The sequence below is a fragment of the Streptomyces sp. NPDC047841 genome, assembly GCF_040704085.1.
Classification (GTDB): domain Bacteria; phylum Actinomycetota; class Actinomycetes; order Streptomycetales; family Streptomycetaceae; genus Streptomyces; species Streptomyces argyrophylli.
The window spans coordinates 36467-62522 of record NZ_JBEYRP010000030.1 but is presented as its reverse complement, the minus strand read 5'-3'; the positions used below and the strand labels follow the sequence as shown (position 1 = coordinate 62522).

16 protein-coding genes are annotated in these 26056 nt (G+C 73.8%); 9 read left to right on the top strand and 7 right to left on the bottom strand.

What is annotated here, in order from left to right:
• The first annotated feature begins 211 nt into the window (after positions 1–211).
• Positions 212–1504 (top strand): ThuA domain-containing protein, encoded by a 1293-nt coding sequence (locus AB0947_RS35520; protein ID WP_366754503.1) that lies wholly within the window; start codon positions 212–214, stop codon positions 1502–1504.
• A gap of 127 nt (positions 1505–1631) precedes the next feature.
• Here AB0947_RS35520 and AB0947_RS35515 read toward each other — a convergent pair whose 3' ends face one another.
• The 3 genes from AB0947_RS35515 to AB0947_RS35505 are packed head-to-tail and all read right to left on the bottom strand — an operon-like array spanning position 1632 to position 7087.
• Positions 1632–2909 (bottom strand): protein kinase, encoded by a 1278-nt coding sequence (locus AB0947_RS35515; RefSeq protein ID WP_366754502.1) that lies wholly within the window; start codon positions 2907–2909, stop codon positions 1632–1634.
• A gap of 1 nt (position 2910) precedes the next feature.
• Positions 2911–6429 (bottom strand): serine/threonine-protein kinase, encoded by a 3519-nt coding sequence (locus AB0947_RS35510; protein ID WP_366754501.1) that lies wholly within the window; start codon positions 6427–6429, stop codon positions 2911–2913.
• Between the two features lie 10 nt (positions 6430–6439).
• Entirely contained in the window at positions 6440–7087 is a 648-nt protein-coding gene (locus AB0947_RS35505) for an SAVMC3_10250 family protein (RefSeq protein WP_366754500.1), read from the bottom strand.
• Between the two features lie 188 nt (positions 7088–7275).
• Here AB0947_RS35505 and AB0947_RS35500 point away from each other — a divergent pair, with 188 nt between their 5' ends.
• A complete protein-coding gene (locus tag AB0947_RS35500) occupies positions 7276–8064 on the top strand; it encodes an SAM-dependent methyltransferase (RefSeq protein WP_366754499.1) in 789 nt (262 codons plus the stop codon).
• Between the two features lie 42 nt (positions 8065–8106).
• Positions 8107–8448: a hypothetical protein gene (locus tag AB0947_RS35495; RefSeq protein WP_366754498.1), complete on the top strand. Its 342-nt coding sequence runs from the start codon at positions 8107–8109 to the stop codon at positions 8446–8448.
• A 52-nt stretch (positions 8449–8500) separates the two neighbouring features.
• Here the strand turns inward: AB0947_RS35495 and AB0947_RS35490 are convergent, their stop codons facing one another.
• Positions 8501–9598: a PP2C family protein-serine/threonine phosphatase gene (locus tag AB0947_RS35490; RefSeq protein WP_366754497.1), complete on the bottom strand. Its 1098-nt coding sequence runs from the start codon at positions 9596–9598 to the stop codon at positions 8501–8503.
• 992 nt (positions 9599–10590) lie between these two features.
• On the opposite strand from AB0947_RS35490, the gene AB0947_RS35485 reads away from it, so the two are divergent.
• Positions 10591–13203 carry a SpoIIE family protein phosphatase gene (locus AB0947_RS35485; RefSeq protein ID WP_366754522.1) on the top strand — a complete coding sequence of 871 codons (2613 nt, stop codon included), beginning with the start codon at positions 10591–10593 and terminating at the stop codon, positions 13201–13203.
• A 50-nt stretch (positions 13204–13253) separates the two neighbouring features.
• Here AB0947_RS35485 and AB0947_RS35480 read toward each other — a convergent pair whose 3' ends face one another.
• Positions 13254–13982 (bottom strand): SDR family oxidoreductase, encoded by a 729-nt coding sequence (locus AB0947_RS35480; protein WP_366754496.1) that lies wholly within the window; start codon positions 13980–13982, stop codon positions 13254–13256.
• A 183-nt stretch (positions 13983–14165) separates the two neighbouring features.
• Between AB0947_RS35480 and AB0947_RS35475 the strand changes: the two genes are divergently transcribed.
• The 4 genes from AB0947_RS35475 to AB0947_RS35460 all read left to right on the top strand — a co-directional run bounded on the left by AB0947_RS35475 (position 14166) and on the right by AB0947_RS35460 (position 20330).
• Positions 14166–15188, top strand: coding sequence for a LacI family DNA-binding transcriptional regulator (locus tag AB0947_RS35475; RefSeq protein WP_366754495.1), 1023 nt, complete (start codon positions 14166–14168; stop codon positions 15186–15188).
• Positions 15189–15441: 253 nt separating this feature from the next.
• Entirely contained in the window at positions 15442–16569 is a 1128-nt protein-coding gene (locus AB0947_RS35470; protein WP_366754494.1) for a cellulose binding domain-containing protein, read from the top strand.
• 161 nt (positions 16570–16730) lie between these two features.
• Positions 16731–18917 carry a glycoside hydrolase family 3 N-terminal domain-containing protein gene (locus AB0947_RS35465; RefSeq protein ID WP_366754493.1) on the top strand — a complete coding sequence of 729 codons (2187 nt, stop codon included), beginning with the start codon at positions 16731–16733 and terminating at the stop codon, positions 18915–18917.
• A 336-nt stretch (positions 18918–19253) separates the two neighbouring features.
• Positions 19254–20330, top strand: coding sequence for a lytic polysaccharide monooxygenase (locus AB0947_RS35460; protein WP_366754492.1), 1077 nt, complete (start codon positions 19254–19256; stop codon positions 20328–20330).
• Between the two features lie 120 nt (positions 20331–20450).
• On the opposite strand, the gene AB0947_RS35455 is transcribed toward AB0947_RS35460, so the two are convergent.
• Positions 20451–22634 (bottom strand): FUSC family protein, encoded by a 2184-nt coding sequence (locus tag AB0947_RS35455; protein WP_366754491.1) that lies wholly within the window; start codon positions 22632–22634, stop codon positions 20451–20453.
• 440 nt (positions 22635–23074) lie between these two features.
• On the opposite strand from AB0947_RS35455, the gene helR reads away from it, so the two are divergent.
• Positions 23075–25231: an RNA polymerase recycling motor ATPase HelR gene (gene helR, locus AB0947_RS35450; protein WP_366754490.1), complete on the top strand. Its 2157-nt coding sequence runs from the start codon at positions 23075–23077 to the stop codon at positions 25229–25231.
• Here helR and AB0947_RS35445 read toward each other — a convergent pair.
• Positions 25218–25574, bottom strand: a complete 357-nt coding sequence (locus tag AB0947_RS35445) for a hypothetical protein (RefSeq protein ID WP_366754489.1) — start codon at positions 25572–25574, stop codon at positions 25218–25220. The genes helR and AB0947_RS35445 overlap by 14 nt on opposite strands.
• Between the last annotated feature and the right edge of the window lie 482 nt (positions 25575–26056).

The window sequence follows — 26056 nt, the reverse complement described above, 5'->3', positions numbered from 1 at the left end:
AAGCGGCGCCTCCCCCGGTCCCGTTGGCTACACATGCTTAACGCACCTGGTCCTCCAGGGACTTTCTTGTCGTCAGCTCTTGACGGGTGTGGTCCAGACCTTTAGGTTCACCGGCCAGCAGCATCTACGCATACGACCAGCACTCACGTTCATGAACGCCTTCGCTCATGCCTGGCCCCCGTTCCGGGCCCGGCCGAGAAGGGAGCATCGGATGCAACAGGTGAGATCCGGCGCGGCACGCATCCCCATGTGGCTGGCCTTTCTCCTCGCGGCGCTGGTCAGCCTGACGGCGCAGCCACCCGCCCAGGCCGCGCCGGCCGCGGAGCCGTTCCGTGTGCTGGCGCTGTACAACGGCACCTGGGACGCCGCACACATCAGCTTCGTCCACGAAGCCAACCAGTGGTTCCCGCAGCAGGCGGCGGCGAACGGCTTCACCTACACCGCCAGCAACAACTGGGACCTCCTCGCGAACGGCGGTGTCAACAGCTACCAGGTGGTCCTCTTCCTCGACGACCTGCCCCAGTCGGCCGCCCAACGGGCGGGCTTCGAGCAGTACATGCGGGGCGGCGGCGCCTGGATGGGCTTCCACGTCTCGGCCTTCACCACCGACGCGCAGAGCTGGCCGTGGTACCACAACCAGTTCCTGGGCAGCGGGAACTTCCGCTCCAACACCTGGGGTCCGACCACGGCCGTCCTGCGCGTGGAGGACCGTACGCACCCCTCGACCCGGAACCTGCCCGCCACCTTCACCTCCTCGGTGAGCGAGTGGTACAGCTGGTCCAACGACCTGCGGCAGAACCCCGACATCAAGATCCTGGCCTCCGTCGACCCCAGCAGCTTCCCGCTCGGCACCGACCCCAACCAGACCTGGTACAGCGGGTACTACCCGATCCTGTGGACGAACACCAAGTACAAGATGCTGTACGCGAACTTCGGCCACAACGCGATGAACTACGACACCAACACGGCCCTGTCGTCCACCTTCGCCAGCGCCACGCAGAACCAGTTCGTCCTGGACGGGCTGAAGTGGCTGGGCGGGGCGGCCTCGTCCCAGCCGCCCACGGACGGCATCTCCGAGACCGCCTGGTACACGCTGCGCAACACCGGCAACGGAACGTGTGCCGACGCGCGTGCCGCCGGCACGGCCAACGGGACCGTCGTCCAGCAGTACACCTGCAACTCCACCACGGCACAGCAGTTCCAGTTCCGCTCCACCGACAGCGGCTACACGCGCATCGCCGCTCGCGGCAACCCGCAGCAGGTCGTCGACGTCGTCGACCGTTCCACGGCCGACAACGCGCCCTTGCAGCTGTGGTCCTACGGTGGGGGCACCAACCAGCAGTGGCTGCCGGTGAAGGAGGCCACCGGGCGGTACCACTTCACCGCCCGGCACAGCGGGAAGTGCCTGACCGCGTCCGCCACGGCCGCCGACAGCGTCCAGCTCACCCAGCGGACCTGTGACGGCTCCGGCGCCCAGAGCTTCCAACTGGCCGCCCAGCCCTGATCGGCCGGCCGCCCCGGTCCCGCCCCCGGCCGGACACCGTCGCCCCGATGCCACGTCCGCCGCACAGCCGCGGACACCGCGTCGGGGCGGCACCCGTCACGGCACCCGGCCGCGGGCGGTGACCCGTTCACAGCGCCTGCCGGATGGCACGTGCCAGGTCGGCCGCTGTGGTGAGGGCGATACGGGGCTCGTCGACGAGAGCGGCGTCGATGACCGCGGCGAGGCGGCGGGGCAGCGTGGGCAGCCGCTCGCGTACGGGCACGGCCGGCTCGTGCAGGACGACGGCGACAGGATCGGCGTCCGGCGGGAAGTCCCGCGGGGGCGAACCGGTGAGCATCCAGTACAGACAGGCCGTCACCGCCCACAGATCGACCTCCGGCAGCGCGTACTTGAAGTCGATGACCTGGCCCCGCGGCATGAAGGCCAGACTGCCGCCCATCGCGCCGGTGAGGGTGTGACCGGACAGCCCGGCGCTGTCGAATGCCTTGGACAGGCCGAAGTCGGCGATTTTGACGGTCGCGTGGTCCCTGGCGCCGGTGAGCAGGAGGTTCTGCGGTTTGATGTCGCGGTGCACCAGTCCCCGGTACGTCACCGAGGTCCCGTCGGCCAGCCGTACCGGCACCTCCGCCGCGTGCGCGTAGCGCAGTCCCCGCAGCGCCTGGAGGGTCACGCCCACCGCCTGGTCGACGCGAAGTCTGCCGCCGGCGCGGGCCACGAGGTCGGCGACGCTGCCCAGCCGGCAGAACTCGCAGGTGAAGTAGAAGGTGTTGCCGTGCACACCGCCGTCGTGGAAGGCGACGACGTGGGGATGGCGCAGGGCGCGCGTGCAGGCGAACTCGCGCAGGAAGCCGTCGCGGGCGGAGGGGTCGACGGCGCGGTAGGCCGGCAGGGTCTTCAGGGCGAGGAGTTCACCGGTCTCCTCGTTCCGCGCGAGGTGGACGACGCCCTGGCCGCCGCGGCCGAGTTCCTGGAGCAGCCGGTAGCCGCGGATGCCGGCGAGTTCCGGCTCTCCGGCGTCGGCCGCGTCGAGCAGCGTGTGCAGCGCGTCGACGGGGTCCGGCGCGCCGGTGTGCGCGGGCGAGGGCTCCTCCGCCCGGACGGAGACGCCGAGTACCGCGCCGCCGACCCGGATCTCGTCGCCGTCGGCCAGGTCCCGCCCGGCCGGCCCCGGCGCCAGCCGTGCGCCGTTGACATAGGTGCCGTTGCGGCTGCCGAGGTCCCGCACGCGCAGGTGCGGGGGGTTCACGTCGAGCAGGCAGTGGTGCCGGGAGGCCTTCGTCTCGGTGCGGGCCAGCCGGATCCCGCACTCGCTCGCCCGGCCGACCAGGCAGGTGGTGCGGTGGGTGAAGACGTACGCGGCGGCCGCGGGCGCGCCGCGAGGGGTCAGGGTGACGGACGACGGCATGTCACCAGCTGTAGTCCCAGTCGAGTTCCCAGCAGCGCACGGAGTCCAGCCCGGCCGCCAGCAGGTGGCGGGCGTCGGCGCTGAGGGCCAGGCCGAAGACCTGTTCCCGGTGCCCTGCCAGGACACGCAGCCGCCGCCCCTGTTCGAGGTCCCAGACGTGCACCTCCTGGTGGGCGAGGCCGGCGAGGGCGAACCGGCCGTCGGAGGTGAGCGTGAGGGCGTTGATCAAGCCGGGGTCGGCGATGTCCTGGAGCACGCGGCCCGTGACCAGGTCGAGGACGGCCAGGGTCCCGTACCCGGCGATCACCGCGCGCCGGCCGTCTACGGTGGTCACCAGCGTCTTGATGCTGTAGTGGCCGTCCACCGTGTGGATCGGACGGCCGCTCGCGGCGTCGTAGGAGCGCACGCTGAAGTGGCCGTACTCCAGCAGGGTCCGGCCGTCCGGGGTGAAACGCAGGCCGGTTCCGTCCGGGCGCCCGGTGTGCCGCCACAGACGCCGCCCTGAGGCCAGGTCCCAGCCGCAGAGTTCGTCCTGGTCGTAGCGCTGTCTCCGGTCCTCCTCGGCACCGGCGAAGGCCTTCGAGGCGCCGTACCGGCCGTCGGGGCCGATCGCGACCGAACCCACCGCTCCCTGGTGGGCACGGAACGCGGGGGACGGTCTCGCGCCCTCCTGACGCCTCGTCAGCTCCTCGATGTCCCAGCGGCACAGGTGTCCGCCGTCGTCGCCGGTCAGCAGCCACGCGCTGTCACCGGCCAGTGCCACGGCGCCGACGCCGTCGTGCGGCAGCGTGACGGTGCTGTCGTCCCGCAGGTCGAGGAGGGCGGCCTCCCCCCGGCCGTGCACGAAGGCCCGGGTGCCGTCTCCGGTCATCAACAGGGCCATGTCGGCCGTCGCCTGCGAGGCGATCACACGGTACTGCCGTGCGTCGGCGGCGTCGCACAGCAGGAACCTGTCGTCGGGCAGCGGGGCGAGGAACAGGCTCGTGTCCCCGGCGAACGCGAGCGCCGAAGGGCGGGCGAGGCGTCCGGTGAATTCGAACGTCTGCCACGCACCGAGCAGTCCGGTACGGCGCCCGTGCCGGCCGAGCGCGTTCCACGCGTGCAGCAGGTCGGGATGGCGCGCGTGGCCGGGCACGGCCCGCGCGGTGCGCAGACTGGCGGCCGACCGTGCGTAGCGGCCTTCGCCGAGGAGCCGTTCGCCCTCGCGCACCGCCGCCCGGAACCGTCCGGCGTGGTCGGACAGTTCACCGGCGGCCCGGGGCCGGGCGTAGGCCCACGGCGCACGGTAGCCCGCAGCCGGAAGGGGCTGCACCCTGATCCGGACGCCGTCCGACATCGGCAGTACGGCGTGGCGGCCGTCGGCGCTCACCGCCAGCCGGTGCACGTGCCGTGTCGTGCCCTCGTCGAGGGTGCGCAGGCAGCGGCCCGTCGCCGTCTGCACCACCTGGAGCGGGTGACCGCCGCCGACGACGGCGAGGGAGCCGTCGGGTGTGAGGGCGAGCGCCGAGACATCGGTCAGGGCGTGGGTCACCTGGGCGGCGATCCGTCCGGTCCGGACCTCCCACAGCACCATCGGCCCGCCCCACACCTGCACGGCGTACCGCGCGCCCGGGGCCACGGCGGCCCCGCGCACGAAGCCGCCCCAGGCCGAGCGGAGGGGATCGGCCCGCCGTTCGGTGAGGACCGCCCCGCACGCGCCCGTGGCGACGTCCCACAGGCGGATCTTGTCGTCCCGTAAGTCACCGGCCGTCAGCGCGACGGCGCCGTCGTCACTGAGTTCCAGGACGGTCATCCGCTCCACCTGGCTGTGGACGGGTCCGAGGAGCCGTCCCGTGCGCGGGTGCCAGAACCACAGGGTGCCGTCCGCGTGCCCGGTGGCGCCGACCGACCCGTCACCGCTGAGCGCGACCATCCTGACGCCCGGGGCGACCGGGCCCCGCGGCAGGGGGAGCCGCTCGCCGTGCCTGAGGTCCCATGCCTCCGGCGGACCCTGCTCGCGTCCGACCAGGCCGACCCGCCCCTCGGCGTCCACGGCGGTCGCCAGGACGCCCGGCCCCTCGGACGTCAGCTCCCGCAGGCAGCGGCCGCTCGACGTGTCCCACACCCGCAGGCCGCCCCGATGGTCGCCGGACAGCACCAGGGCCCCGTCGGCCGTCACCGCCACCGCGCTCACACCGGCCTCGTGGCCGGCGAGGACCACGGGGGGCGTCCCCGGATCGCGTGCCAGCTCCGCCAGCGCGGTCGCGGTCTCGGCCTGGTCGGGTGCGTCCGGGGCCGGTGTGTCCGGGGCCGCCGGGCGCAGCAGTCCGGCGGCGCGCTCTCGATCGCCGCGCTCCAGGTGGACCAGGCCGATCAGCCGCGTGCCCAGGACGTCGTCCCCGCCCACCTCGCGGGCCGACTCCAGTTCGGCGATGAGGTCGGCGTCGGTCTTCCGTGCCGTGCGCCAGCGGTGCAGGCCGAAGTTGAAGGTCGTGATCAGGTGGTGGGGTTCCGCCGTCATCGCCTCCCGCCAGCGCGCCTCGGCCTCCTCGGTGCGCCCGAGGTCGAGCAGGGACAGCGCCTGGTTGGACAGCCCGTCCGCCAGCAGGGCGGCCGCCTCCGGGGCTCGCCGCGGGAAGGGGGTGCCGGTGAGGTCGCCGTACACGTCGCGCAGGACGTCGGCGGCCTCGTCCAGCCGGGCCGGCCGCGCCGCCACGTCCGTCATGAAGCACTGGCGCAGCAGTCCCACGACCGCCGGGGGCACGGGCGGCAGGCGGGGGTCGGTCCGGCCGGCGTCCAGCAGCGCTTCGAGTACCGCCGCGGCGGCTTGGCCGTGCCGGGTGGGACGGCGGCCGGTGAACATCTCCAGCACGGTCAGTGCCCACGACCACACGTCCGTCGCGGGGGTCAGCCGGATCTCGCGGCGCCCGGCCGCAGCGAGGGCCTGCTCGGGGGAGCAGTAGGCCGGCGTCATGCCGCCGTAGGTGACGGCGGTGGGTGCGGCGGGCGTCCCGCCGGTTCCCGCCGGGCGCGCTCCGGCCAGTCCGAAGTCGGTGACCTTGGCGGTTCCGCCGGGTTCGAGCATGACGTTGGCGGGCTTGACGTCCTGGTGGACCAGGCCGGTGTCGTGGGCGTGCTGGAGGCCCCACGCGGTCTGGACGGCGATGTCCAGCACGCGCGCGAGCGCGGCCCGGGGACCGCCTGCGTAGAGGCGGCCGCCGGTGACCGCCTCGGCGAGGCTGCCGCCGTCGACCCATTCGGCGAAGACACGGGGCAGGCCGTCCACCGTGCGGACGTAGGCGCAGTTGACGGTGTGCGGGTGCAGCCCCAGGCCCACCCAGGTGCCGGCCTCGGCCTCGAACCGGCGCCTGCCCGCCTCGGAGGCGACCAGCTCCGGGCGGGGCGTCTTGACCGCGAGGTCCACGTTCCAGCCCCGGTGGCGGACGCGCTGCACGACCCCCATGCCGCCGCCGCGCACGTCGTCGAGCACCTCGTACAAGTCGAGGACCACCGCGCCGGGCCGCCAGGTGCCGAGGGTCATCGCCGTGCCGTCAGTCGGCCAGGGCCACGTACAGGGGACTGCCGAGCAGTACCCGCATGCCGGGCCGGGCGTCGAGTTCGGGATAGGGGCTGGGGCCGGACAGCAGGCGCCGGGCGACGAACTCCACGGGCTGCCGGGGACCGCGCAGCAGGCGCCCGGCGGTGTGCACCCAGGCCAGGGACCGCTCGTCGGCGGGTGGCGCCGCGCTGTCCGCGGCGAACGCCGAGGCCAGACCGGCCAGGAGCGTCGGCACGGAGGAGGGTGCGAACTCCTGGGCCTGCGGGGCGCTCGAGCCGAGCACATGGCCGCCGGCGCCGCCGAGGCCCAGGACCGTCCGCTCGGTCCGGCCGCCGAAGTACACCAGTGACGTGCCGTTCCCCGCGTCCAGGGGACCCCACTGCATGGGCACGGTGCCGCGGAAGTACGGTCCCGGGTCGTCCACCGATCCGGTCTGCCCGGTCTCGTCCAGGTGCCGCAGGACGCGCTCCAGTCTGGCCGTCCGGTCCGGCGCCGGTGACTCGACGCTGCGCCTGGCGCTGAACAGCTTGAGGCTCACGCCGGCTTCGGTGGTGCTCCTGCGGCCGAAGTCGGGGTCGATCTGCGAGAGCAGCATGTCGACCTTGGCGTCGCTGATGTACAGGTAGTACCGCACCGTCACTCCCCGAGGTTATCGCGCAACGGCCTTTCGGGTCCCCGGTTTTCGCCCCGGTGACCCGAAGTCGCCGGGGCGCGGGGCCGGCCGTCGGCCCAACTCCCGCTCCCCGCAGGGCGCGAGGCACGTGGAGGGCGTGAGTAGGATGATCGAACACATGGCCTGAACCGCTCATCCCGCGCAACGGAGCTGCTATGACGACCGATTCACCGGCGCCCCTGGAGATCGACACCAGCAAGGCGCATCCCGCGCGGGTCTACGACTGGCTGCTGGGCGGCAAGGACAACTACCCGGTCGACGAGGCCGTGGCGGTGCGGCTGCCGGCCGAGGCGCGGGACGCGGCGCGGCAGAACCGGCAGTTCATGCACCGGGCCGCCGCCTGGCTCGCCGGGCAGGGCATAGACCAGTTCCTGGACATCGGTACGGGCATCCCCACCCAGCCCAACCTCCACCAGATCGTCCAGGAGATCGTGCCGTCGGCGAAGGTCGTCTACACCGACAACGACCCGATCGTCCTGCGCCACGCCGAGGCGCTGCTGATCAGCGGCGACGAGGGCGTCACCGACTACATCCAGGCCGATGTGCGGGAGGCGGACTCCATCGTCCGGCACGCCCGCCGGGTCCTGGACTTCGACCGGCCGATCGCGCTGTCGCTGATCGCGCTGATGCATTTCATCACCGATGAGCAGGACGCCCACGGAATCGTCCGGAACCTGGTCGCCACGCTGCCCTCGGGCAGTCACCTGGTGCTGTCGCACGCCGCGTCCGACCTCTATCCGGAACTCGCCGCGCAGGTCACCGCCGAGTACGCCAAGGGCGGCATCCAGCTCGGCTTCCGGACGCGCCCGGAGGTGGAGCGCTTCTTCGACGGCCTGGATCTCGTGCCGCCCGGCCTGGTGACCGCCACGGAGTGGGGCGTGTCGGGTACGGACGCGGTGCCGGAGGGGAGCGGGATCTACGCGGCGGTGGCCCGCGTTCCGTAACCCCGGTTCCGTCCCGCGCCGGTACGCCACCCGGCCGCGTCGATGCGCCTTCGGGACGAGGGGACCGGCATCCGTGCCAGGGCGGAACGGCGGCGGCAGAGGGCGGCGACGAGCGGGGCGGGGCATCCTCTGCCGTACGACGCCTACCGCGCGGTGATCGAGCGGGAGACCCGCCGGTTCGCCGGGGCGGTGCGGGACGCCGACCCGGCCGGTGCCGTGCCCTCCGGTCCGGACCGGACGCCGGCCGGCCTCGCCCGGCACGGGGGAACGGTGCAGCGCTGGTCGCCGGACGCCCGGCTGGGCGGCGGCCGGGGTTGCCCGGACGCGGACGGCTTCCGGCTGCTGCCGGCCGGCGGTGACCCGGGCCCGGCCCGCCGACCGTGAGGGTGCGCTACCAGGAGCCCGCGGTGGCGGCCCGGGGTGCAGCGCTCGGTTCTCAGCCGGGCGGCGGTGCGGCCGGTACGGATTCGCCGGCCGGGAGGCGGACGGCGAGCGCCGCGATGTCGTCCTGCAAGCGGTCGCCGCTGTAGGCCAGCAGGTCCTGGCGGAGCCGTTCCAGAAGTTCCCGGGGCGGCAGGGAGCTCCACGAACGCAGGCGCTGGAGCAGCGGGTAGAAGGAGCCGGCCGCGTCGCGGGTCTCCGTGATGCCGTCCGTGTACAGCAGGAGCTGGTCACCGGGCCGGAAGGAGTAGGCGTCGACGTGGTACGGCTCCCCCAGCAGCACCCCGAGGTTCAGCGGCGGCGCCGAGCGGCCCCTGTCCAGTTCGCACACCTCGCCGGAGCGGATGCGGACCGGGGGCGGGTGGCCGCAGTTGACGACGCGGATCAGCGGTTCCCCGAGGGGGATCTCGGCGAAGACGGCGGTGACGAACCGTTCGCCCACCTCGCTGCCGCCGAGCAGCACGGCCCTGCGGTTCATGCTCGTCTCGACCCGGTCGACCAGGGCGGGCAGGGCGGGTTCGTCGTGCGCCGCCTCGCGGAACGCGCCGAGCAGGGCCGCGGCGGTCTCCACCGCGAGCAGCCCCTTGCCCCGGACGTCTCCGATGAGCAGCCGGACGCCGTACCGGGTGGGGACGGCCTCGTACAGGTCGCCGCCGATGCGGGCTTCCGCGGCGGCGGACCGGTAGAGGCTCTCCAGGTGGAGGTTGCCGATCTGGTGCGGAACGGGCCGGAGCAGGACCCGCTGGGCGATGTCGGCGACGAAGCGTACGTCGGCCAGGGTGCGCTCACGGCGGACGCGGTGCGCGGCCAGGATCATGCCGAGGACGCCGACCAGTCCGGTGCAGACGTAGGAGGCCACGTAGTGGCGGTCCCACAGGTAGCCGACCTCGCGGCCCGCGCAGCACGGGGTACCGGCCAGCACGCCTTCCAGGACGACGGCGAACAGGGTGGCGCCGCCGACGGCGGCCGGGCCGTGGGCGAAGGCGGCCACGAGCGGCAGGGCGATCAGCATGAAACTGACCGGCCACTCCACGGGCGTCGCCGGTTCCAGCAGCAGAAGGGCCACGACGTACAGGGCCGGCAGCCACCGCATCCATGCCGGAGGGGCCGACAACCGCGTCCGCGCACCGGCTCCGTCCTCCGGCTCCCGACCGGTATGTCCGTACCTCGGCATACGTGGTCTTCGCACACGGACTCCTGTCACAGGAACTCGACAAGACGTCCAGCCTGGTGCGCGCGGCCGCGACGCGCCGTGATTGCTCCACTCAGCGGCATGTTCCGCCACGGGCCTCGACTCCTTGTCGTCGACGTACCGGAGGGAAGCCGCGCGAGGGCATCCTCGCCGGGCGCCACCCGGCCGGGAGCCGTCTGCCGCCGGAGCGCGAACCCGCCGACGGGTCGGGGGGTCGCCCGCACCACCCTCGAGCCGCGGCCACCGGCGCCGACCCCCGAGTGGTCGCCGGCCGACCCGGAGGGACGGTTGCGGGGCGTGCACGGCGTACTGATCGCCGACGGTACGGTTCCGTCCTGCCGAGCTGCCCGGAGGTGAACCCTCGGCCGGACATCATGGCCGCGGCCCCGGCCGTCACCCGGCGTTTCGTGACACGGGCCGCGTGACGGGCCCCCGGCCGGCGGGCGGCACGCCCCGGCGCGTACCGGGCGCTCACGGGCCGGCCTGGCTGACGCGGCCGGCGCGGCAGGGCGCGGAACAGCCCCGGCCCCCGCTCGCCGCGCCGCCCGTGACACACCCCCCGCACGCACGCCCGCACCGGCGGCCACATCACAGCCCAGGTGTCCGCTCACCTCGGCACGACGACGCCCGCAGCCCGGCACCGGCGCCGGCCGCACGCCCCCGCCCCCCATCGGCGGACGCACCGGTCGCCGGGCGTGGCGGCGCAGTGCTAGAAAAGGGAGATGAGCGGACGTTCCCGCTGGCCACGGGCAGGCGCGGCGCTGCCCGGCTCACGGGGGTCATCCGGCCGGGCGCGGGGCCGCGGGCTCTGGCCGCCACGCAGACGCCGTCTTCCGCCGTCGCTGAGCGTCCGCACGCTCGCCGCGCAGGTCTTCGTGCTCCAGGCGCTGATCATGCTGCTGCTGGTGGCGGCGGGCGCCACCGCCCTGGCGGTGCAGGGGCGGTACGACGCCCAGCGCACCGCCGCGGACCGTTCCCTGGCCGTGGCGGAGACGTTCGCGCACGCGCCCGGAACGGCGCTCGCGCTGCGGTCGCCGCACCCGGCCGCCCAGTTGCAGCCGGCGACGGAGCAGGTGACGAAGGGGTCCGGTGTCGACTTCGTCAGCGTCGTCGACCGGCGCGGGATCCGGATCACCGACACCGACCCCGCCCTGATCGGCACGAAGGCCGGGGGCGTCGGCCGGGCCGCCATGGGCGAGGAGTACACCGAGGCGTTCCACGGCCGGCCCTCCGACGCCGTGCGGGCGGTCGTACCGGTGATGGACCCCGGCAGGCGCGTGGTCGGCGTGGTCACCGCCGGGATCCAGTACAGCAACGTCGGCCAGGTGCTGGACCAGCAGCTCCCGATGCTGCTCGGCATGGCGGCGGGGGCGCTGCTGCTGGCGACCGGGGGCGCGGCACTGGTCAGCCGCCGGCTGCTGCGGCAGACCCACGGTCTCGGGCCGGCCGAGATGACCCGGATGTACGAGCACCACGACGCCGTGCTGCACGCGGTGCGCGAGGGCGTGCTGATCGTCGACGGCGACGGGTGCGTGCTGCTGGCCAACGACGAGGCGCGCCGGCTGCTGGACCTGCCCGGCGACGCCGACCAGCGGCACGTGCGGGAGCTGCGGCTGGGGCCGGGCCTGGCACGGCTGCTGCTGTCGGGCGAGACGGCGTCCGACGAGGTCGTCCCGGCCCGGGACCGGCTGCTGGCGGTGAACACCCGGCCCACCGCCCCGTACGGCGGCGCCCAGGGGCTGGTCGCCACCTTCCGTGACACCACGGAGCTGAGGGCGCTCACCGGGCAGGCCGAGGTGGCGCGCGGCCGGCTGTCGTTCCTGTACGAGGCGGGCGTGCGGATCGGCACCACACTCGACGTACGGCGTACGGCGGAGGAGCTGACCGAGGTGGCGGTCCCCCGCATGGCCGACGTCGTCACCGTGGAGCTCCTCGACTCCGTGCTGCGCGGCGAGGAGCCCACGAGCGCGGTCCGCGAGATGCGCCGTACCGCGATGCGGGCCACGCGGGGCGGACACCCCTTGCAGGCGGTGGGCGAGGTGATCCGGTTCCTGGCGGCCGACACGCCGATGGCGGCGGCGCTGCGGCGGGGCAAGGCCGTCGTGGTCCCGGACCTGCGCTCCGCCGGGGACTGGCGGGCGCAGGACCCGCAGGGAGCGCGACAGGCGCTGGACCACGGCATCCACTCGCTGATCACGGTGCCGCTCAGGGCGCGCGGGGTGGTCCTCGGCATGGTCAACTTCTGGCGTGGTGCGGGCTCCCCCCGGTTCGAGGAGGAGGACGTCGCCGTGGCCGAGGAGCTGGTGGCCCGCGCCGCCGTCGCCATCGACAACGCGCGCCGGTACTCCCGTGAGCACGCGCTGGCCGTGACGCTCCAGCGCAATCTGCTGCCGCTGGGCCTGCCGGACCAGGACGCGCTGGAGGTCGCCTCGCGCTATCTGCCGGCGGAGTCCGGCGTGGGCGGCGACTGGTTCGACGTGATCCCGCTGCCCGGTTTCCGGGTGGCGCTGGTCGTCGGGGACATCGTGGGGCACGGGCTGCAGGCCGCGGTCACCATGGGACGGCTGCGCACGGCCGTGCTGAACTTCTCCTCGCTGGACCTTGCGCCGGACGAACTGCTCGGGCATCTCGACGAGATGGTGACGCGGCTGGACACCCAGACCGAGACCGCCGACGACGACCAGGTGCCGCTCACCGGTGCCACCTGCCTCTACGCCGTCTACGACCCGGTCGGCGGGCACTGCACCCTCTCGCGCGCCGGGCACCTCGCGCCGGCCGTGGTGGACCCGCGGGGCCGGGTGTCCTTCCCCGACCTCCCGCTGTCGCCGCCCCTGGGGGTGGGGGGTCATCCCTTCGAGGCCGGTGAGCTGGAGCTGGCCGAGGGCAGCCGTCTCGTCCTGTTCACCGACGGGCTGATCGAGAACCGTGGACGGGACGTCGACGAGGGCCTGGCGATGCTGTCCTCGGCCGTCGCCGACGCCGGCCTGACGCCCGAGGAGACGTGCCGCGCCCTGGTGGAGACGATGCTGCCGGGGCATCCCAGCGACGACGTGGCGCTGCTGGTCGCCCGGACCCGGCTGCTCGACCCGGCGTGCGTCGCGACCTGGGACGTCCCCTTCGACGTGGAGGCCGTGCCCCGGGTACGCGGCGAGGTGAGCCGGCGGCTCGCCGAGTGGGGGCTGGAGGAGACGGCGTTCGGCACGGAGCTGATCCTCAGCGAACTCCTGACCAACGCGCTGCGCTACGGCGCCCCGCCGGTGCGGGTGAGGCTGCTGCTGGGCCGCACCCTGGTGTGCGAGGTGGCGGACGGCAGCAGCACCTCACCCCGGCTGCGGCGCGCGGCCAGCACCGACGAGGGCGGCCGCGGGCTGTTCCTGGTCTCCCGGTTCGCGGACCTGTGGGGGACGCGCTACGCGGCGCGGGGCAAGGTCATCTGGGCGGAGCAGCGGCTGGAGGGCGCCCCGGAACCGGACCCTTCGGCCCTCCTGGACGTCCTGGGCATCTGACGTCCCGGTCCGGCACCGGGGGCGGGGGCGGGGGCGGGGGCGGGGGCGGGTCAGGAGAGCCAGTCCTCGTAGCGGGTGGGGGCGAGCCGGGCGTGCGGATCGGTGAGCACGTCCCCCCGGACGACGGCGAACATGCCGGCGGTCGGATCGGTGACGACGACGCGCCGGTCGCCCTTGCGGGACAGGGTCGTGCGGCCCAGCTCGTCCAGGGTGAAGACCTCGGGACCGGCGATGTTGCGGATGCCGTTCAGGGGAGCGCCCATGGCGACCTCCGCCACCGCGTCGGCCACGTCCCCGGCGGCGATCGGCTGGATGGGCGTGGCGGGCAGCCGCACGGTGTCGCCGTCGGTGGTCCAGGACAGGACGTCGTCCATGAACTCCATGAACTGCGTGGCCCGGACGATCGAGTACGGGACGGGACCGGCCGCGAGGATGTCCTCCTGGAGCACCTTGGCCCGGTAGTAGTCCAGCTCCGGCACCCGGTCGACGCCGACGATCGAGAGGATCACGATGTGGCCGACGCCGCCCTCGCGGGCCGCGGCCAGGAGGTTGTCCATCGAGGTCTGGAAGAACGCCGGGGAGTCCGCGTCGAAGGTCGGGGAGTTCGTCGTGTTCACCACCACGTCGGCCCCCGCCACTGCCGCGTCGAGCCCCTGGCCGCTGATGACGTCGACCCCGGTGGAGTGCGAGTGCGGCACCGCCTCCTGCCCAGCGGCCCTGAGGTTCCTGACGACCCGCGACCCGATCAGCCCGGTACCACCGATGACTGCGACCTTCATGACACGCCTTTCGTCGGGATTACCCGCAATATGACATATGCCCAGCGGAGGGGCGCGGGGTGGGCCGGGGAGCGGGCCGAGGGGTGACCGGTCACGGCGCCCGTCCGGCGGCCCGTTCGAAACTTTCCGTGGGCCCGCCGTCGCCGGGCCCGTAATATCGGTGATCTCTTGGGGGAGGTGGTCATGGGCAAGCGGCACCCTGGCTCGCCGACGCTGGAGGAGGTGGCCGCTCACGCCGGAGTGGGCCGGGGCACGGTCTCCCGCGTCGTCAACAACGCGGCCGGTGTGAAGGAGTCGACACGCCGGGCCGTGCAGCAGGCCATCGCGGAGCTGGGCTACGTCCCCAACCTCGCGGCCCGTTCGCTCGCCGGGCGACGGGCCGACGCCGTCGCGCTCGTCATGACGGAGCCGGACTGGCGGAAGTTCGCGGAGCCGTTCTTCTCGGAGATCGTCCGTTCGCTCGGCGACGCCCTGACCGACACCGGGATGCAGCTGCTGCTGACCCTGGTCCGCTCGGACACCGAACGGGAGCGCTTCCTGGAGTACGCCCGCGGCGGCCGGGTCGACGGGGTGCTGATGATGTCCGTGCACGCCGACGACCCGCTGCCGGACATGCTCGCCGAGGCCCGGCTGCCGACCGTCCTGCTGGGTCGCCGCTCGGCCGACGAGCACGTCAGCTACGTCGACGCGGACAACGTCGGCGGCGCCCGCAGCGCGGTCACCCATCTGCTGGACAAGGGCCGGCGGACGATCGCCACGATCACCGGGCCGCTGGACATGTACGTCACCCGGTGCCGGCTCCGCGGCTACCGTGAAGCCCTGGCCCACGCCGGGCTGGACGCCCCGCAGTCCTGGGTCGCGGAAGGTGACTTCACCGCGGAGAGCGGCCGGCGCGCCATGGCCCGGCTGCTCGGCCGGCACCCGGACATCGACGGTGTGCTCGCCGCCTCCGACACCACCGCCGCCGGCGCCCTGGAGGCGCTGCGCGCGGCGGGACGCCGGGTGCCGGAGGACGTCGCCGTAATCGGTTTCGACGACTTCCCGCTGGCCGAGCGGACCGAGCCGCGGCTGACCACGGTGCGCCAACCGCTGGAGGAGATCGGGCGGGCCATGGTGCGGCTGCTCCTGGAGGAGATGGAGGAGTCGCCCGTGGCGTGGCGGCACGTGATCCTCCGTACGGAGCTGGTGGTGCGCGAGTCGGCGTAGGGCCGCCGGGCATGCCGGGCGCCCTGCGGCAGGGCCGGTTTTCGGGAGCGCTCCCAGTTGACGGGGCCCGTGCCGGCCGGACCGCCTCCACCTGCGGTTTCGAGACTTCTTCGACACTCGCCTCGCACGGAGCCTTGTCAGGGACATGAACTCTCCCTACAGTCCCTGCCCAACGGAGGGAATGGGAGCGCTCCCATCCAGTTGCGCCCGGGAGCGCTCCCGAACTCCCCTCACCGTCATGGAGAGGACCCGCATGCGACCGTACAAGCACCCTGCCCGTGGAGCGCGCGGCCTGCTGGGCGCCCTGCTCACCGCGCTCGCCGCCCTGGCGGCGCTGCTCGCCGTCGCTCCCGCCGCCCAGGCCGACACCACGATCTGCGAACAGTACGGCTCGACGACGATCCAGGACCGCTACGTCGTCCAGAACAACCGCTGGGGCACCGCCGAGACCCAGTGCATCGGCGTCACGGACTCCGGATTCCGCGTCACCCAGGCCGATGGCTCGGTCCCGACGAACGGCGCCCCGAAGTCCTACCCGTCCGTCTTCAACGGCTGCCACTACACCAACTGCTCGCCCGGCACGAACCTCCCGGCCCGGCTCAGCAGCATCTCCCGCGCGCCGACCAGCATTTCCTACGGCTATGTGAGCAACGCGGTGTACGACGCCGCGTACGACATCTGGCTCGACCCCACGCCCCGCACCGACGGCGTCAACAAGACCGAGATCATGGTGTGGTTCAACAAGGTGGGCTCCATCCAGCCGGTGGGCTCGCAGGTCGGCACCGCGACCGTCGCCGGGCGCCAGTGGCAGGTGTGGTCCGGCAACAACGGCGGCAACGACGTGCTGTCCTTCGTCGCGCCGTCGGCGATCACCAGCTGGAGCTTCGACGTCATGGACTTCGTCCGGCAGGCCGTGTCCCGCGGGCTCGCGCAGGACAGCTGGTACCTGACCAGCGTGCAGGCGGGCTTCGAGCCCTGGCAGAACGGCGCCGGCCTGGCCGTGAACTCGTTCTCCTCCACGGTCGACACCGGCAGCGGCGGTCCGGGCGGCCCCGGGAGCCCGGCGGCCTGCAAGGTGGCGTACGGGACCAACGTCTGGCAGGGCGGCTTCACCGCCGAGGTCACCGTCACCAACACCGGCTCCTCCCCCGTCAGCGGCTGGCAGCTCGCCTTCACCCTGCCCGCGGGGCAGCGGATCACCAGCGCCTGGGGCGCCACCGTGACGCCGTCCTCGGGGGCGGTCACGGCGACCGGTCTCCCCTACAACGCGCAGATCGCGCCCGGCGGTCAGGTGTCCTTCGGGTTCCAGGGCAGCTACGGCGGCACGTTCGCCAAGCCCTCCGGCTTCAGCCTCAACGGGGCCGCCTGCGCCACCGCGTGACACCCCCACCAGCACCGGGACCCGCTCGTCCCGCACCCGCCGATCGGGCGGGTCCCGGCTCCACCCCGGCTCCACCCCGGCTCCACCCCGGCGCCGCCCCGCTCCCGGCTCCACCGCAGCGCCGACCCGTTCCCGGACCGTTCCCGGAAAGGCCCGCCCGCATGAGCCTCCCGCTCGCCCGCCACCGCCCGGTGACGGCCCTGGCCGCGTGTGCCGCGGCCCTGGCCCTCACCGCACCGGCCGCCGCCGCACCGGAGCCCGCCGCCGCCTTCCCGGCCGCGGTCCTGCCGTACCAGGACCCGTCCTTGCCCGTGCCGGACCGCGTCACCGATCTGCTGGCGCGGATGACTCTGGACGACAAGCTCGGCCAGATGACGCAGATCGAGAAGGACGCCCTCGTCCCGCAGTCCGACCTCGCCGCCTACCGGATCGGCTCCGTGCTCTCCGGCGGCGACTCGACCGTCAGCCCCAACAACGCGCAGACCTGGGCGGACACGTACGACGCACTCCAGCGCACGGCCCTGACGACTCCGCTCGGCATCCCGATGATCTACGGCATCGACGCGGTGCACGGCCACAACGCGGTGCGCGGGGCCACCCTCTTCCCGCACAACATCGGCCTCGGCGCCACCCGTGACCCCGCGCTCGTCCAGCGGATCGGGCGGGCGGTGGCCGAGGAGGTGTCGGGCACCGGGATCGACTGGGACTTCGCGCCGTGCCTGTGCGTGGCCCGCGACGACCGGTGGGGCCGTACCTACGAGTCGTACGGCGAGACACCCGAACTGCCCACCGCCCTCACGACGTTCATCACCGGTCTCCAGGGCGGGAAGCCCGGCGAGGGGCCGGCGTCCGTGCTGGCCACCGCCAAGCACTACCTCGGTGACGGCGGCACGGCCGGCGGTGTGGACCAGGGCGACACGAAGGTGTCCGAGGCCGAACTGCGCGCCGTCCACCTGCCGCCGTTCAAGGAGGCGGTGCGCCGTGACGTGGGCGCGGTGATGCTGTCGTACAGCAGCTGGAACGGGGTGCGGTCGCACGCCAACGCCTACCTGGTGACGGACCTGCTGAAGGGCGAACTCGGCTTCGGCGGGTTCGTCGTGTCCGACTGGGCCGCGGTCGACCAGCTCGACGGGCAGAGCGGCTTCACCGGCGCCGAGATCACCACGGCCGTCAACGCGGGCGTCGACATGGTGATGGTCCCCCATGACTACAAGAAGTTCCTGACCCTGTTGCGCGGCGAGGTGACCGCGGGCCGCGTCCCGCAGTCCCGGATCGACGACGCGAACCGCCGCATGCTCACCAGGAAGTTCCAACTCGGGCTGTTCGAGCGGCCGTTCACCGACCGCTCGTACACCGCCACGGTCGGTTCGGCCGCGCACCGGGAGCTGGCCCGGCAGGCGGTGCGCGCCTCGCAGGTGCTGTTGAGGAACGAGGGCGGCGTGCTGCCCCTGCCGAAGTCGGCCAAGCTGTTCGTCGCGGGCAAGTCCGCCGACGACATCGGCAACCAGAGCGGCGGCTGGACCGTCGGCTGGCAGGGGCGCAGCGGACCCGTCACGGCCGGCACCACGGTCCTGGAGGGCATCCGGGCCGCCGTCACCGACCCGTCCCGGGTCACCTACGACCGGTACGGCAACGGCATCGACTCCTCGTACCGCGCCGCGGTCGCCGTGGTCGGCGAGACCCCGTACGCCGAGGGCCGGGGCGACCGTCCGGGCGGGCTCGGGCTGGACCAGGAGGACCTGCAGACCCTCGCCCGGCTGAAGGCGAGCGGGGTGCCGGTCGTCGTGGTCCTCGTCTCCGGCCGTCCGCTCGACGTCTCCGCCCAACTGCCCGACTGGAAGGCGCTGCTGGCCGCCTGGCTGCCCGGCACGGAGGGCGCCGGCGTGTCCGACGTCCTGTTCGGCGACTACGCGCCCACCGGCAAGCTGCCGGTCAGCTGGCCGCGTACCTCCTCGCAGGAACCGGTCAACGACGGTGACGGCAAGGACCCGCTCTTCCCGTACGGCTACGGACTGACGTACTCCGGTGCCGGCCCCGCGCCCACCCCGGCGCCCGCGGCGTGCACCGCGCGGTTCCGCACGGCCTCCTCCTGGCAGGGCGGTTACCAGGCGGAGGTGACGGTCGAGAACACCGGCCCGGCCCCGCTGACGGGCTGGTCCGTGGACTGGGACCTGGGCGGCTCCCGCGTCACCAGCCTCTGGAACGGCTCCCTGACCACGGCCGACGGCCGGGCCACCGTCCGCAACGCCGCCTTCGACGGCTCCCTGCGGCCCGGCGCCACCACGTCGTTCGGCTTCACCGCGGAAGGCACCGCCGGCACACCCGTCCCGCACTGCGCCGGGAGCTGAGTGCGCGCCCGCCGACCGCACGCGCCCCGCACCACCCGCACCCCGCACGAGGAGGACGCATGACACACCCCGCCCGCCGGACACCCGCGCACCGGCCGAGACCGGGGCGCCGACGGCACCGGGCTGCCTCGCTGGGCGCGGCGCTCGCCACCCTGGCGCTGGGCCTGACCGGGCAGCTCACCGCGCACCCCGCCGTGGGGCCCGGTGCCGGCGGCGCGTTCGCCGGCACCGGCACCGGCGTGCCCCACCCCCACGTCCCGGCGGTCCCCGCGTACTCCGGTACGGCGGCCGCCCGGGGTTTACCGCCCGTCTGATCCCAATCCGAAGGAGCTGAACGTGGCTCGACGCAACAGACTGATGTCGGTGGCAGCGGCCCTGTCGACGCTGCTGGCGGCACTCGCCCTGACCTTGCTGGGGCAGACCAGCGCCCAGGCGCACGGGGTGGCGATGCTGCCCGGATCCCGCACCTACCTGTGCTACCTGGACGCGCACACGACGACCGGCGGGCTGGACCCGACCAACCCGGCGTGCCGGGACGCGCTGGCCAAGAGCGGTGCGACGGCGTTGTACAACTGGTTCGCCGTGCTCGACTCCAACGCCGGCGGCCGGGGCGCGGGTTACGTCCCGGACGGCACCCTGTGCAGTGCGGGCGACAAGTCGCCGTACGACTTCCGCGGCTACAACGCGGCCCGCTCGGACTGGCCCCGCACCCATCTGACCAGCGGGGCGACGATCCAGGCGCAGTACAGCAACTGGGCGGCGCACCCCGGTGACTTCCGGGTCTACCTCACCAAGCCCGGCTGGTCGCCCACCTCCACCCTGCGCTGGGCCGACCTGGACCTGATCCAGACGGTCACCAATCCGCCGCAGCAGGGCTCGCCGGGCACCGACGGCGGGCACTACTACTGGGACCTGAATCTGCCCTCCGGGCGGTCCGGCGACGCCCTGCTGTTCATCCAGTGGGTGCGTTCGGACAGCCAGGAGAACTTCTTCTCCTGCTCGGACATCGTCTTCGACGGCGGCCACGGCGAGGTGACGGGCATCCGCACCTCCGGCGGCACGCCGACACCCACGCCCACGCCGACTCCCACGGATCCGCACACCGGTTCCTGCATGGCCACGTACTCCGTGGTGAACTCCTGGAACGGCGGCTTCCAGGCCTCCGTCGAGGTCATGAACCACGGCACCACGCCGCTCGACGGGTGGGCCGTGGCCTGGCAGCCCGGAGCGGGCACCAAGATCAACAGCGTGTGGAACGGCACGCTGTCCACCGGTACCGACGGCACGGTCACGGTCCGCAACGCGGACCACAACCGGGTCGTGCCCGCCGACAGCAGTGTCACCTTCGGCTTCACCGCCACGTCGACGGGCAACAACGTCCCCGCCGGTTCCATCGGCTGCGTCACCACCTGACGCGAACGGCCCCGCCGCCTCCCCGGCCGGTTCCGGGAAGGCGGCGGGCGCCACGGGACCAGGGCCGTCCGCGGCCGGCGAGGTGCCCGGACCCGTACGGCCGCGCACCGGCGGCCCGGCTCAGGAGGTGTCCGCCGTCTCCTTCGCCGAGGGGTGCCACGGGGCGGCGTACGTGATGCGTGTCAGGTCGGTCATGAGCGAGTCCAGCCACGCCACGGTCGCGTAGTACCTGCGGGGAGCGCCGGGCGGCTCGGCGGCGAGGCCGGGAAGGGCGGGATCGATCAGCGGTGTCGCCGCGACGGGGGTGTCGTCCCCCGGGTCCAGCGCCGCCGAGACGAGCAGCATCCGGCCCGCCACCCGCTCCCCCAGCATGCCGGCCGACAGGGCCGCCGCCGGGCTCAGCGGGGTGAGCGGCGGCTCCAGCAGCCGTGCCGAGCCCCACAGGGTGTGGTGTCCGGCGATCAGCGTCGCCTGCCAGTCCACGGCGGGCGGCCGCACCCGGTTCGCGCCGCCTCCGAAGGGCGGCGTCGGCTCGCTCTGCACCTGCGCGTACGCGGACTCGGCGAGGACGATGGCACGTTGCAGACAGCGGTGACCGGGCACCCTGGACAGCGGGGGCGACACCGTGCCGCACGCCACCGAGGCACTGGTGGCCACGACGATCTCTGCGGCCCTGCGCAGCAGGTCCGCGGCCGTGCGGCGCAGCTCCTCATGGCCGCCCCGGGGCCAGGCCAGCACGCCGAAGACCGCGCCGATCGCACTGCCGATGAGCACGTTCAGCACCCGGACCTCCGCCAGCCGCCAGGTCGGCGGCGCGAGCTGCGCGAAGACCAGCGCCACGAGCACGGTGAACAGTCCCTGCGCCCATCCCACGCCCCTGACCGGTCCCACCGTGAAGCCGAGGAGCATCCACAGCGGCAGCAGGACGGCGTACACGGTGGTGTCGGAGCCCGCGAGGATCAGCAGACCGGCGCTCAGCAGGGCCCCGGCCAGCGTGCCGACGAGCGCCAGGCGGATGGTGCTCCAGGTGCCGCCCAAGGTGGTGCGGGTCAGGGTGAGGGTCGCCAGCATCGCCCAGAAGCCGTGCGGCAGCGTGTCCACCCCGGCCACCAGCCGGGCCGCCGTCAGGGCCACGGCGATGCGGACCGCGTTCTGGAAGAACACCGAGCGGCGCCCGGCGTGGCCGCGCAGCCGGTGCCACCACAGCACGGGGGCCCGGGTGGTCGCGTACCAGAACCGGCCGGGCTGCAGTTCCACCGAGGCGTGCCGGCCCCGCACGGCCAGATCGGCCGCCGCGCCCATGGCCAGCGCCGCGTCGGCGATCTCCAGCACGGCGGCGTGGCAGCGCAGGACGTCGGGCGGGAGGCAGGCGCCGGCCGGGGTGGCAGGGGGGCCTTCGGACACGGCGGACAGGTCCGCGCGTGCCGCGGTCAGCTCCTTCTGCCGTGCCGCGGGGGACGTCCCGGTCCGCAGACAGCTCGTGGTCGCCGTGGCCGTGCGCGCCACCGCCCGCAGCACGGCCGTCACCTCGGGCGCCGGGCCCCGGTGCGGCAGCCGGGGCAGCTCGGCCAGCCTGCCGAGCAGGGTGCGGGTGGCCAGGCCGGTGTGGGCGAGGGCGCGAGCGCGCACCCCGGGGCCCGCCGGGCGCTCCGCCTCGGGCACGTTGAGCGAGCGCAGCGACTGGCTCACCTCCTGGGCCGTCAGCACGTCGGCGCCGGACAGGGCGCCCCGGTGCGCCGCCAGCTTCGCCGCGCACCGCTCGGCGACCACCGCCGCCCGGGCGACGCGCTCCCGGTACGGCGGCGGAGCGGGCTCCCGGAAGAGCAGCGCCTCGGCCGCGACGAAGAGGGCCAGCCCCGTCGTCGTACCGATCAGCCGGTCGCCGAGCGAGCCGGGGTCGTACGGCGGGAAGGAGGGGAGGATGTAGAGCAGTTGGAGGCCCGGCGCCGCGCCCGCCGGGCGGGGTCCGCCGACGGCGGCGAAGGCCAGCGTGAAGCCGACCACCAGCATGCCGGCGACCGCGCTCCAGGTCCGCACCGACAGGTAGGTGCCCGCGGCCACCAGCACCCAGCACACCGGCAGCAGGCGCGTCATCACGGCCGCGCGCTGCCGCCCGGTGCCCGGGATCCTGGCCAGGCCGCCCAGCGCGACCACGGTGAACAGCGCGTAGGTCGCGGCCACGGGACGGTCGACGATGTAGCGGAAGGCGTAGAAGCCGGCTGCGGCCACGAGTGTCACGCGCAGGGCACGGCGACCGGAGGCGGCGTAGGCCGCCCGGAGCCGCGCACCTCGCTCACCCCGCATTCCTACAGAATCACCCACCGCGGGGCATCCGGCACCTTGCTGGGCGGGGCGTTCCGGAGAAAGGGAAAGGCAAGGAGCCATCCACTCCTCGCCACTGTTAACTTATAGCGCACCGGGGGGCTTGCGGCAAGGCCCCGGTCATAGCGCAGAATTGCCCGCCGAGGCCAGGAAGCCAGGGAAACGGGTGATTCACGTAGTGCGTGTACTTCTGTCGCGGACCTGGTCGGCCGGGTCCGCGCCGACGGGGCGCCGGCGGCCGCAGGGCTGCTGCTCGGCGCCGCGCGGCCGAGCCCGTCGGCCCGCACCGGGAGCGGCCACGCGGCGCACGGACCACCGCGCGTAGGTGCCGCGCGCCCGTCGCCCCACCCCGTCACCCCACCCCGTCCCACCGCCCTGCCGCCCGCCACGGCCACGACCGGCCTCACAAGGGAGCCCCTGACGTGAAACTGCCCCTGCCCACCCGTGTCTTCGACCTCCCCGGCCGCCTCGCCGCCAAGGCCGACCCGGCGCTGATCGCCGACGACGAGCGGCACTTCACGGCCATCGCGGAGTGTCTGGAGCAGTCGATCGCCGACCTCTCCGGCCGTCTCGACGCCGAGCGCAGGGCGCCGGGCGGCCAGGGCCGCCAGGCGATGGACCGGGACGCCGAGATCCACCGGCTGACCGCTCGCCTGCGCACCCTGAGCCGCTACGGACTGGACCTGTGCCTCGGGCGCATGGTCGGCGCGGACAGCCGGGAGCCCGTCTACGTCGGCCGGCTCGGGCTCACCGACAGCGCGGGCCGCCGGCTGCTGGTCGACTGGCGCTCCCCGGCGGCCGAACCGTTCTTCGGAGCCACCCACGCCCAGCCGATGGGCCTGGTGAGCCGTCGCAGGTACCGCTGGACCGACGGCCGGATCACCGACTACTGGGACGAGGTCTTCACCCTGGACGGGCTGGCCGGGCACGCCGCGCTGGACGACCAGTCGGCGTTCATCGCCAGCCTGGGCGGCAGCCGGTCGCCGCGGATGCGGGACGTGCTCGGCACCATCCAGGCCGACCAGGACGCCGTCATCCGGGCGGGTTCGCGCGGCGCCCTCGTCGTGGACGGCGGCCCCGGCACGGGCAAGACCGTCGTCGCCCTGCACCGCTCCGCCTACCTCCTGCACTCCGACCCGCGGCTCGGTCACCGCCGGGGCGGCGTCCTGTTCGTCGGTCCGCACCGGCCGTACCTGGCCTACGTCGCCGACGTCCTGCCCAGCCTCGGCGAGGAGGGCGTGCAGACGTGCACCCTGCGGGACCTGGTCGCCGAGGGCGCCGGGGCCGTCGCCGAGGCCGATCCGCAGGTGGCCCGGCTGAAGTCGTCCGCGGACATGGTGCGGGCGATCGAGAAGGCCGTGAGGTTCTACGAGGAGCCGCCCGCCGAGGGGATGACGGTCACCACGCACTGGTCCGACATCCGGCTGAGCGCCGACGACTGGGCCGTGGCGTTCGACGCGGCGGAACCCGGTACTCCGCACAACGAGGCGCGGGAGCAGGTGTGGGAGGAACTGCTCACGATCCTGATGGACAAGCACGACGGTGACGCCCCGCCCGAACTGCTGCGCAGGTCGCTGCTGCGGAACAGGGACCTGCTGACCGCCTTCGGCCGCGCCTGGCCGCTGCTGGAGGCGGCCGATGTCGTCGGGGACCTGTGGTCGGTACCGGCCTACCTGCGGATGTGCGCCCCGTGGCTGAGCCGCGAGGAGGTACGGCTGTTGCAGCGCGCGGAGCCCCAGGCCTGGACGGTGTCCGACCTGCCGATCCTGGACGCGGCCCGGCAGCGGCTCGGCGACCCGGAGACCGCCCGGCGAAAGCGCCGGCACGCCGCCGCCCTCGCCGCCGAACGCGAGCGCATGGACCGGGTCGTGGACAATCTGCTGGAAGCCCACAGCTACGACGACGGCGAAGGCGTGCTGGTCATGCTGCACGGCCAGGACATGCGCAACTCCCTGGTCGACGACAGCGCCCTGCCCGCCGCCGACCCCGACCTGCTCGCCGGGCCGTTCGCGCACATCGTCGTGGACGAGGCGCAGGAACTGACCGACGCGGAGTGGCAGATGCTGCTCCTGCGGTGCCCGTCCCGGAGCTTCACCATCGTCGGGGACCGCGCCCAGGCCCGGCACGGGTTCACGGAGTCGTGGCGGGAACGGCTCACCCGGGTCGGGTTCGACCGGATCCGGCTGGCGTCCCTGACCGTCAACTACCGGACGCCGGAGGAGATCATGGCGGAGGCGGAGCCGGTCATCCGGGCCGTGCTGCCGGACGCCAACGTGCCGACGTCCATCCGCGGCAGCGGTGTCCCCGTCGTCCACGGCTCGGTCCGCGAGCGTGACGCGATCCTCGACACCTGGCTCGCCGCGCACGCCGACGGGATCGCCTGTGTCATCGGCGATCCCGCGTTCCGGCCGACCGCCCGGGTCCGTTCCCTGACGCCGGAGCTGTCGAAGGGGCTCGAGTTCGACCTGGTCGTGCTCGTCGATCCGGAGAGGTTCGGCGAGGGAATCGAAGGGGCCGTCGACCACTATGTCGCGATGACCCGGGCGACCCGGCAGCTGGTCGTCCTCACGCGTCCCTGACCCACGGACCCGTCGGGGCGGGTCGGTCGGCGCGGGCCGCTACGCCGTCCAGCCGGGCCGGGCCCTGGACGCAGATGTCGGTCACCCAGGCGCGGTAGTCGGGGAGGCAGGACCAGGCGTCGTTGGTGCAGCCCTCGGCGATGACGGGTTCGGCGTGCTTCCGGCAGGCGACGCGGACGGTCGTCGGGCCGGGGAAGGCGTAGCCGCGGGCGGCCCGGACGGAGGGCTGGGCCTCGGCCCGGACGCCGGAGCCCCAGGTGCGCGGGGCGGGCCCCTCGACGGTGCCGGTGTTGACGCGGACCGCGCGGAAGTGGTCGGCGCCCAGGCGGACGTCACTGACCATCAGCCTGGTGCCGGACCGCCGCGCCTCCACCACCTTCCGGCGCCGAGGCAGAGGGCGACGTGGTGCAGGCCGGCGGAGGCGCCGTAGGCGAGCAGGTCCCCGGGGCGCAGCGGGTGGCGCCGCTCATCAACCGCGCGTGACCAGCGGAAGCGGGAGGTGGCGGGCAACCAGGGCACTTCTCGGGCACGGGACAGGAGGGACACCTGCACACCCACTTCGTATACCGTCCCGGCCTAAAGGGCTCAGTTGGTTCCCCGGGGCAATCGTCTGTGCCCGAACGGGCAGCGGAAGCGCTTTCCCGTGACCGATGTCACGATTGACCGCGTCCGGCCCCTTTCTTTAACCGGCCGGTAATTCAACAGACTGTAAAAGGACGCCTCGGTGGACCATGCCCGCAGTGCGCCAGGAGGCCATCCGGAGTGACAGTTGACAACGTTGGCCTGGACAGATAGCGTTTCTGCCTGCTATGGGCACCTAATCTT

Excerpts from the sequence above, each read along its gene's own strand:
- AB0947_RS35500 (WP_366754499.1), top strand. The coding sequence starts at position 7,276 with ATGACGACCGATTCACCGGCGCCCCTGGAGATCGACACCAGCAAGGCG.
- AB0947_RS35495 (WP_366754498.1), top strand. The coding sequence starts at position 8,107 with ATGCGCCTTCGGGACGAGGGGACCGGCATCCGTGCCAGGGCGGAACGG.
- AB0947_RS35465 (WP_366754493.1), top strand. The coding sequence starts at position 16,731 with ATGAGCCTCCCGCTCGCCCGCCACCGCCCGGTGACGGCCCTGGCCGCG.
- AB0947_RS35455 (WP_366754491.1), bottom strand. The coding sequence starts at position 22,634 with ATGCGGGGTGAGCGAGGTGCGCGGCTCCGGGCGGCCTACGCCGCCTCC.
- AB0947_RS35520 (WP_366754503.1), top strand. The coding sequence starts at position 212 with ATGCAACAGGTGAGATCCGGCGCGGCACGCATCCCCATGTGGCTGGCC.
- AB0947_RS35485 (WP_366754522.1), top strand. The coding sequence starts at position 10,591 with ATGCTGCTGCTGGTGGCGGCGGGCGCCACCGCCCTGGCGGTGCAGGGG.
- AB0947_RS35445 (WP_366754489.1), bottom strand. The coding sequence starts at position 25,574 with ATGGTCAGTGACGTCCGCCTGGGCGCCGACCACTTCCGCGCGGTCCGC.
- AB0947_RS35470 (WP_366754494.1), top strand. The coding sequence starts at position 15,442 with ATGCGACCGTACAAGCACCCTGCCCGTGGAGCGCGCGGCCTGCTGGGC.
- AB0947_RS35515 (WP_366754502.1), bottom strand. The coding sequence starts at position 2,909 with ATGCCGTCGTCCGTCACCCTGACCCCTCGCGGCGCGCCCGCGGCCGCC.
- AB0947_RS35490 (WP_366754497.1), bottom strand. The coding sequence starts at position 9,598 with ATGCGGTGGCTGCCGGCCCTGTACGTCGTGGCCCTTCTGCTGCTGGAA.
- AB0947_RS35510 (WP_366754501.1), bottom strand. The coding sequence starts at position 6,429 with ATGACCCTCGGCACCTGGCGGCCCGGCGCGGTGGTCCTCGACTTGTAC.
- AB0947_RS35475 (WP_366754495.1), top strand. The coding sequence starts at position 14,166 with ATGGGCAAGCGGCACCCTGGCTCGCCGACGCTGGAGGAGGTGGCCGCT.
- AB0947_RS35480 (WP_366754496.1), bottom strand. The coding sequence starts at position 13,982 with ATGAAGGTCGCAGTCATCGGTGGTACCGGGCTGATCGGGTCGCGGGTC.